Source organism: Pseudomonas sp. AP42, from assembly GCF_001728935.1.
In the GTDB taxonomy this organism is placed as follows: Bacteria; Pseudomonadota; Gammaproteobacteria; order Pseudomonadales; family Pseudomonadaceae; genus Aquipseudomonas; species Aquipseudomonas lactis.
The window spans coordinates 1-7,449 of the sequence record NZ_LYSO01000180.1; the positions used below are offsets into that span (position 1 = coordinate 1).

The following is a 7,449-nucleotide window of genomic DNA, read 5'->3' on the forward strand; positions in this document are numbered from 1 at the left end:
ACGGCAGAAATGGATATGTACTCAGTAGAGCTGTGCCGACGGTCAGGCCGCCTTCGCGAGCAAGCCCGCTCCCACCGTTTGATAGCGGTCTGTCAGGTAGATATGCGCTGGCCGCCGGGGCCGTCACGGGAGCAAGCTCCCTCGCCACAGGTCCCGCGTCGTATCGAAGTTGTGTAAATACCTATGGCTATCGCAGGCAAGCCAGCTCCCACACTGGCCTGCTCACCTATTTGGGTTGGGTGTTTACAGAGGTATCCCAGCCTTGACTCGGTATTGGTTGCGTACCGGCGTCGCATACTGCACCACCAGGTAAGGCCGGTGCTCCGCCGGGCACTCGTTCAAGCGCCGCTCCCATTCCGCCTTGGCCTTGGCCAGCTCATCGGCCGGGAACACGTCCGCGGCCTTGGGCACCTGCAGTTGCGGGTCGGCATCACTCCACTGCGCGTACGCCAGGTAGTGCACCGGGAACAACCGATAGCCGCCCAGGATCTGCCGGTCCATTTCCGCGGCCAGCAGCTTGGTGTCTTCAAAGCGCTCGGTGATCGGCGGCGCAAAGTTCACGTGCACCCGGCCTTTATAGCCGGTAATGCCCAGGGCAATGCTCACATCGTCCTCGCCCGGTGCCTTGCTGTAGGTGCCGGTGGTGGCGCGGATATACAGCTCGCGGGCCTTGGCGGCATCGCAAGGGTCGTACTCGTAGCTGATGGACACCGGCGTCAGGTTCAACGACTGGATGACTTCGGCGAACGGATCGTCCTTGCGGCTGACGTGGAACATCTTGAGGATCGCCGATTCGGTACGATCATCGCCATCCTTGGCCCGGCCTTCAGCCTGGGCGATCCAGATCGACTGGCAGTCGTTGCGGATCGAATGGTTGATGTAGGCCGACAGCAGGTTGTAAGCCGCCATCTTCTCCTTTCGCCCGGTGATCGAACGGTGCACGATGAAGCTCTTGTTCAGGCGCATCAGGTCGCTGACAAACGGCTTTTGCAGCAGGTTGTCACCGATGGCGATGCGTGGCGTCGGCAGGCCGGCGTGGTATACGGCATAGTTGACGAAGGCCGGGTCCATCACGATGTCGCGGTGGTTGGCCAGAAACAGGTAGGCGGTGCCGGATTTCAGTTGCTCGACGCCGGTATAGGTCACGCCGTCGGTCGCCCGGTCGATGGTGTGGTCGACGTAGTACTCGACTTTGTCCTGCAGCGTGGCCACGGTGGTGACGCCCGCGAACTCGCGGCGCAGTTTGCGCGCGATCATCGGTTTGAGCAGCCAGCCCAGGGCGCCGGCAAAGCGCGGGAAGCGGAAGTGGGTCAGGATGTCCAGAAAGGCCTTGTCACTGAACAGACGCGCCAGCACTGCCGGGACTTCGCTGTCGTTGTAAGGTCGGATGGTATCGAATTCGCCCATCATGCTCTCTTGTTAGAAACGGCTAGGGTAAGTAAAGGAAATAGCAGGGGCGGCGTGAGTAAACTGGCTCTGCCGGAAATAGCCCTGTAAATAGACCGGCGATTATACGCACAAGTCACCTGGGAGACTGCGATGCTGGAAACTGCGATGTACGATTGTCCTTATTGTGGCGAAGCGGTCGAGACAACGGTGGATTTGTCTGGCGGGGACCAGACCTATATAGAAGACTGCCAAGTGTGTTGCCGGCCGATCACGTTCGACCTGCAAGTGCATGGTGAAGAGTGGATGCTTGAAACCCGCAGCGAAAATGAATAACAGGTACGCCCATGCAGCGAATCTACGAACCGGAAAACCTCATGGAGGGCGAGTTGCTGCAGCAGATGCTTGCCAGTGAAGGCATCGAGGCGCACCTGGTGGGGCGCCATTTGCTCGGCGGCACGGGCGAGTTGCCGATATTCGGCTTGCTGGGGCTGGAGGTCGACAATGACCAGGCCGCCAGCGCCCGCGAGCTGATCACTGCCTATATCGGCGCACAACCGTTGCCCGGCGACGAACCCGACAGCTTCCCCGACGTATTGGTCTGTTAGGCTGTCGGTCGGTTTACCCCAAGAGTCGTGTTGCCCCATGTGTGGACGTTATGCCCTGTTTCGCTGGAACCCTGCCTTTGCTGCCTTGCCCGGCTTCCCCGCCGATCAGCAGGCCCAGTGGAACATTTCCCCCAATGATTCGGTGCTGATCCAGCGCCTGAGCGAGGGCCAGCTCACCCTGGCACGTGCCCGCTGGGGGCTGACGCCGCCCTGGCTCACCGACCTGTCGCGCACCCCGGCCCACGCCCGCGCCGAAACCCTGGCCGAACAACCGATGTTTCGTGAAGCGTTCCGCCAGCGCCGGTGCCTGCTGCCCGCCAATGGCTTTTATGAATGGCGCGGCACCCAGCGCAAGCGCCCGTACTGGCTCACGCCGGGGGAGGGCTCAACGCTGTTCTTTGCCGCGGTGTGGGAAGCGTATCCGGTGCAGGAGCAGGTATGGCTCAGCACGGCGGTGATTACTCAAGCAGCGCAAAGTCAGCGCCGGCCATTGATCCTGGACGCGGCGGGGCAGGCCGCCTGGCTCGACCCAGCGACACCGCTGCCTGTGTTGCAGGGCCTGCTGGCGGCTGAGCCTGCTGTGTTGCGCGAGCGGGTGCTGGCCAATATGGTCAACGATCCGAAGCTCAACGGGCCGGAGTGCCTGACCCCGGCATAAGCTTTGCCAGTGGTTCCGCGTTCGGATGTATCTGAAATTCAGCGGTTAAACGTCTGGTGTATCTGGCGCAGATACAAATGACCGCCTACGATACGCGCCATGTTTTCAGGGAGCGTGTTCATGAAGAAGTCATTGGTGGTAAGCGGTTTGGTTGCAGCGATGCTGCTGGCGGGTTGTCAGTCGGTCAATACCACCAGCGGCGGCGCCGTTGGGGTAGAGCGCAAGCAGTACATGTTCAGCATGCTGTCGAGTCAGGAAGTCGACCAGATGTATGCCCAGTCTTATCAGCAGACCCTGGGTGAAGCCAGCAGCAAAGGGGTGTTGGACAAGACCAGCGCCAACGCCAAGCGCGTGCAAGCCATTGCCAAGCGCCTGATCGCCCAGGCTCCGACCTTCCGTGCGGATGCCGCCCAGTGGAACTGGGACGTAAACCTGATCAAAAGTGATGAGATGAACGCCAACTGCGGGCCTGGCGGCAAGATCCTGGTGTACAGCGGCTTGATCGACAACCTCAAGCTCACCGATGACGAACTGGCTGCGGTAATGGGCCATGAAATCGCCCACGCCTTGCGTGAACACGGCCGCGAAGCCATGTCCAAGGCCTACGGTATCCAGATGGCCAAACAGGGCGCCGGGGCAATATTCGGTCTCGGCCAGGACAGCCTGGCGCTGGCCGATACCGTGGCCAACTACGGCATGACCTTGCCCAACAGCCGCAGCAATGAAAACGAAGCCGACCTGATCGGCCTGGAACTGGCCGCCCGCGCTGGCTACAACCCGAACGCGGCGATCACGCTGTGGAACAAGATGGCCAAGGCTTCGGAAGGCGCACCGCCGGAATTCATGAGCACTCACCCGGCTTCCGACAGCCGCATCGCGTCGTTGCAGGCGGCGATTCCGAAGGTAATGCCGCTTTACCAGCAGGCCAAGAAGTCCTGATCGACGCCGTGTAGGAGCGAGCTTGCTCGCGAGAAACGTCAGCGATAACGCGTGTTGCCTGAATAAACGCGGCGCCGGTGAGTTTTTCGCGAGCAAGCTCGCTCCTACAGCCATCAGGGCTTAGATCCAGCCGCTGCTTTGCATGGCCTTGTACACCGCAACAATCGCCAGCACGAAGAACGCCGTAGCCGCCAAGCGACGAATCAAGGTCAGCGGCAGTTTATCCGCGGCAAAATTCCCCGCCAGCACCACTGGTACGTTGGCAATCAACATGCCTAGGGTGGTACCGATAATCACCAGCCACAGTTCCGGGTATTGCGCCGCCAGCATCACCGTGGCGATCTGGGTCTTGTCGCCGATTTCGGCGAGGAAGAACGCAATCAGGGTGGTCAGGAAGGGCCCGAACTTACGGGTAGTACTGGCTTCGTCATCATCGAGTTTGTCCGGCACCAGGGTCCACAGCGCTGTGGCGCAGAAGCTTGCGGCGAGGATCCAGTGCAGCACCGCATCCGAGAAGAAACTCCCGAACCAGGCGCCCACGGCACCGGCCGCCGCATGGTTGGCCAGGGTCGCGGCGACGATGCCGGCGATGATCGGCCAGGGCTTGCGAAAGCGAGCAGCAAGGATGAGTGCGAGCAGTTGCGTCTTGTCGCCGATTTCGGCCAAGGCAACGATTGCGGTAGGAACGAGTAGTGAATCCAGCATCAGGTAGTTTCCAGGGGCGGGTCGACACGGCTATGACACGTACAGCCTTCCCGCCCCGGGTAAGGTGTGCGTGTCATAGGTCTTGTCAAACCCCGGTCCGTCTGTGCGGACTCCTGGGTCGCATACGCCATGGTCTGCTGACCAAGTATGTTGACGTATGCCGGACGAGCATGGCGCTCGTGGGAGACTACTCCCCTAGGACGCTGCGGATTCTGCCTAGGCAAAACCCATTCGGCAAGCGTTCTTTTTCAAACGCACGTCAGGGGCGCTTGGCACGGTAGATGCGAAAACCATTGCCTTCGGCCTTGATTGCGCAGATGCCCAAATGCTCTTCGATCAGTGGTTGGTACTTCAGGAAACTGTTGGCAACCAGGCGGAGTTCGCCACCTTTTGCCAGGTGTTTCGCCGCTTTTCGCAGCAGGTTCTCTGTGGCGAAATAATCGGTGTGCACGCCGACATGGAACGGCGGGTTGCTCAAAATCGCGTTCAAACCCATGGGCGCCGCGTCGATACCGTCACCGGTCAACACCTCGGCTTCCAGGCCGTTCGCTGCCAGCGTCAGGCGACTGCTGGCGGCGGCGAAGGCATCCACATCCAGCATCGTCACCGTGTTATGCGGGTAGCGGCGTTTGACCGCGGCCCCCAATACGCCGGCGCCGCATCCGAAGTCGAGCAGGTTGCCGCTGGGCAGTTTGTCCAAGTGCTCCAGCAACAACTCGGTGCCGCGGTCCAGGCGGCCATGGCTGAACACACCTGGCAAGCTCACCACTTTCAGCGGGCCTTCGGCCAGCGGTACGTCGAAGACTTGCGCCAGGCTCTCAAGCGCCACGGCTTGCGGTGCGTTGGCGACGGTGACCTGCCACAACTGGCAATGCCGTGCGCTATCGAGCTTGCGCGGTTTGCCGAACGGAGCCATCTGTTTGGCGGCGCTTTCGATACCGCCCTTTTTCTCGCCCACCAGAAACAGCTCGGCGCCCGGCAGGCGCGCAGCCACGGCGTTGAGCAGGTAGTCGGTGAGGTCCTTGGACTTGGGCAGGAAAATCACCGCCGCATCAAAGGCGCGCTCGGGCACCGTCACGCCAAACTGGCTGCGTTCGGCGAAGCGCGCATCGAGCGCCGCCTGGTCACCGGCATGCCAGCACCAGCCGTGGGCATTGGGCAGGCGCCCAAGCAAATCGTCGGCAGGCAAACCTACGAGCAGCAGGTTGCCTTGAAAAAGTTCGGCCTGGCGAAGCAGTACTTCACTGCGCGGATCCATAGTCTGCTCCTTGAAAAGGGGCGCAGTTTATCAACTGACGACGCGTAGCGGGGCGCCGCTGAAAAAGCCCTGGGCGTTTTCCGTGAGTTGGCCGACGATGCGCTGGCGTGCTTCGCGACTGCCCCAGGCGTTGTGGGGCGTGACGATCAAGCGTGGAATGTCTCCAGCCAGCAGCGGATTACCCGTGACTGGCGGCTCGACGCTCAGCACATCAGTCGCCGCGCCGCCAAGATGACCACTGCGCAATGCGTCGGCCAGGGCCTGTTCATTGATCAAACCACCGCGTGCGGTGTTGACGATAAACGCACCGGGTTTGAGCAACGCCAGTTCACGAGCGCCGATAAAGTCGCGGGTGTGCTCGTTGAGTGGGCAATGCAGGGTCAGCGCATCGACCTGGGTCAGCAATTGATCCAGCGGCACACGGTCGGCGCGGGCAGGGCGCCCAGGGATCGCGCCGAGCACCACGCGCATGCCGAACGCTTCGGCCAGACGCGCCACTGCACTGCCCAGTTCACCGTGGCCGAGCAGGCCGAGGGTTTTGCCTTCCAGTTCGACGATGGGATGGTCCAGCAGGCAAAACTGTTTGGCCTGCTGCCATTTGCCCGCGGCTACATCCTGTTGGTAGTCCTTCAAGCGCGTGGCGAGGTTGAGCAACAGCATGATCGTGTGCTGGGCCACCGACGGCGTGCCATAGCCCTGGCAGTTGCTCACGGTGATGCCGTGGGCGCGGGCCGCTTCAAGGTCGATATTGTTGGTGCCGGTGCCCGATACCAGGATCAGCTTGAGCTCGGGGCAGGCGGCCAGGGTGTGGGCCGTGAGCGGGATTTTATTGCTGATGGCGACTTGGGCGCCCTGCAAGCGCTCCATCACATTTTCTGGCGTGGTCTGTTCAAACAGCTGCAACTGGCTGAAGCAGTCATGCAAACCGCTGAGGTCGAGGTCGCCCAAGTCCAGGGAAGGGTGGTCGAGGAAGACGGCGCGGCGATTGTTCATGATCAACTGTACCTTTTGCGACGAGGTTCGAAGGCGTAATCTGCCGAGCCTATCAGATGAAATAATCAGTTACTTAATGGAGTGAGCATGTACGTCGCCGAGTTTTTGACCGTGGCCTTGATTCACTTGCTGGCGGTGGCCAGCCCCGGCCCGGATTTCGCCGTGGTGGTGCGTGAGAGTGTGACCCATGGCCGCCGCGCCGGCACATGGACGGCACTGGGCGTCGGTTCGGCGATTTTCCTGCATGTGGGTTACTCGTTGCTGGGTATCGGCTTGATCGTGTCCCAGTCCATTGTGCTGTTCAATGCGTTGAAATGGGCGGCAGCGGCGTACCTGCTGTACATCGGCTTCAAGGCCCTGCGTGCCCAGCCGGCCAAGCCTGCGGCCGAGGGCGAGTTGCACCGTGAAGCGGGTGAGCGCACTCCGCGTGGCGCGTTTACTGCGGGCTTTGTGACCAATGGTTTGAACCCCAAGGCCACGTTGTTTTTCCTGTCGCTGTTTACCGTGGTGATCAACCCGCACACACCGCTGGCGGTGCAGGCCGGTTATGGGGTGTACCTGGCGGTGGCCACGGCGTTGTGGTTTTGCCTGGTGGCCATGCTGTTCAGCCAGCAGCGTGTACGTGCGGGGTTTGCGCGGATGGGGCATTGGTTTGATCGGACCATGGGCGCGGTGTTGATTGCTATTGGGGTGAAGTTGGCCTTCACCAGCATGAAGTAAGTGCGTTCACTCAAGCTGGCAGGGACAAAATGTGGGAGCTGGCTTGCCTGCGATGACGGCCTGACAGCCGACACCTACCTACCTGACACCCTAACGATCCAACTGTGGGTGCTGGCTTGCCTGCGATGACGGTCTGACAGCCGACACCTATCTACCTGACGCCTCACGATCCAACTGTGGGA

Annotated in this window: 9 protein-coding genes and 1 riboswitch; of the genes, 5 read left to right on the top strand and 4 right to left on the bottom strand. The window is 61.2% G+C overall.

The genetic code is table 11. The annotated features are described in order from the left end of the window. Positions 1–243: 243 nt before the first annotated feature. Complete coding sequence (locus A7K61_RS29860; RefSeq protein ID WP_171905509.1) at positions 244–1,407, bottom strand: 1-acyl-sn-glycerol-3-phosphate acyltransferase; 1,164 nt, start codon at positions 1,405–1,407, stop codon at positions 244–246. 132 nt (positions 1,408–1,539) lie between these two features. On the opposite strand from A7K61_RS29860, the gene A7K61_RS29865 reads away from it, so the two are divergent. From A7K61_RS29865 to A7K61_RS29880, 4 genes are all read left to right on the top strand, one after another. Continuing rightward, positions 1,540–1,722 (top strand): CPXCG motif-containing cysteine-rich protein, encoded by a 183-nt coding sequence (locus tag A7K61_RS29865; protein ID WP_003188623.1) that lies wholly within the window; start codon positions 1,540–1,542, stop codon positions 1,720–1,722. A gap of 11 nt (positions 1,723–1,733) precedes the next feature. Further along, on the top strand, positions 1,734–1,994 hold the full coding sequence (locus tag A7K61_RS29870) for a putative signal transducing protein (protein ID WP_003188624.1): 261 nt from the start codon (positions 1,734–1,736) through the stop codon (positions 1,992–1,994). A gap of 37 nt (positions 1,995–2,031) precedes the next feature. Continuing rightward, the gene (locus A7K61_RS29875) at positions 2,032–2,652 is read left to right on the top strand and encodes an SOS response-associated peptidase (RefSeq protein ID WP_047712605.1); all 621 of its coding nucleotides are present in this window, start codon (positions 2,032–2,034) and stop codon (positions 2,650–2,652) included. A 120-nt stretch (positions 2,653–2,772) separates the two neighbouring features. Beyond that, positions 2,773–3,591: a M48 family metallopeptidase gene (locus A7K61_RS29880; protein WP_014716953.1), complete on the top strand. Its 819-nt coding sequence runs from the start codon at positions 2,773–2,775 to the stop codon at positions 3,589–3,591. A 120-nt stretch (positions 3,592–3,711) separates the two neighbouring features. On the opposite strand, the gene A7K61_RS29885 is transcribed toward A7K61_RS29880, so the two are convergent. The 3 genes from A7K61_RS29885 to A7K61_RS29895 form a co-directional block, all read right to left on the bottom strand. Next, positions 3,712–4,296 (bottom strand): TMEM165/GDT1 family protein, encoded by a 585-nt coding sequence (locus A7K61_RS29885; RefSeq protein ID WP_044273724.1) that lies wholly within the window; start codon positions 4,294–4,296, stop codon positions 3,712–3,714. An 88-nt stretch (positions 4,297–4,384) separates the two neighbouring features. Next, positions 4,385–4,504: riboswitch (yybP-ykoY riboswitch) on the bottom strand. Between the two features lie 51 nt (positions 4,505–4,555). After that, positions 4,556–5,554 (bottom strand): class I SAM-dependent methyltransferase, encoded by a 999-nt coding sequence (locus A7K61_RS29890; RefSeq protein WP_034134882.1) that lies wholly within the window; start codon positions 5,552–5,554, stop codon positions 4,556–4,558. A gap of 30 nt (positions 5,555–5,584) precedes the next feature. Beyond that, positions 5,585–6,550, bottom strand: a complete 966-nt coding sequence (locus A7K61_RS29895; RefSeq protein ID WP_069558971.1) for a 2-hydroxyacid dehydrogenase — start codon at positions 6,548–6,550, stop codon at positions 5,585–5,587. An 84-nt stretch (positions 6,551–6,634) separates the two neighbouring features. On the opposite strand from A7K61_RS29895, the gene A7K61_RS29900 reads away from it, so the two are divergent. Then, complete coding sequence (locus A7K61_RS29900; protein ID WP_003188636.1) at positions 6,635–7,267, top strand: LysE family translocator; 633 nt, start codon at positions 6,635–6,637, stop codon at positions 7,265–7,267. Positions 7,268–7,449: the final 182 nt, after the last annotated feature.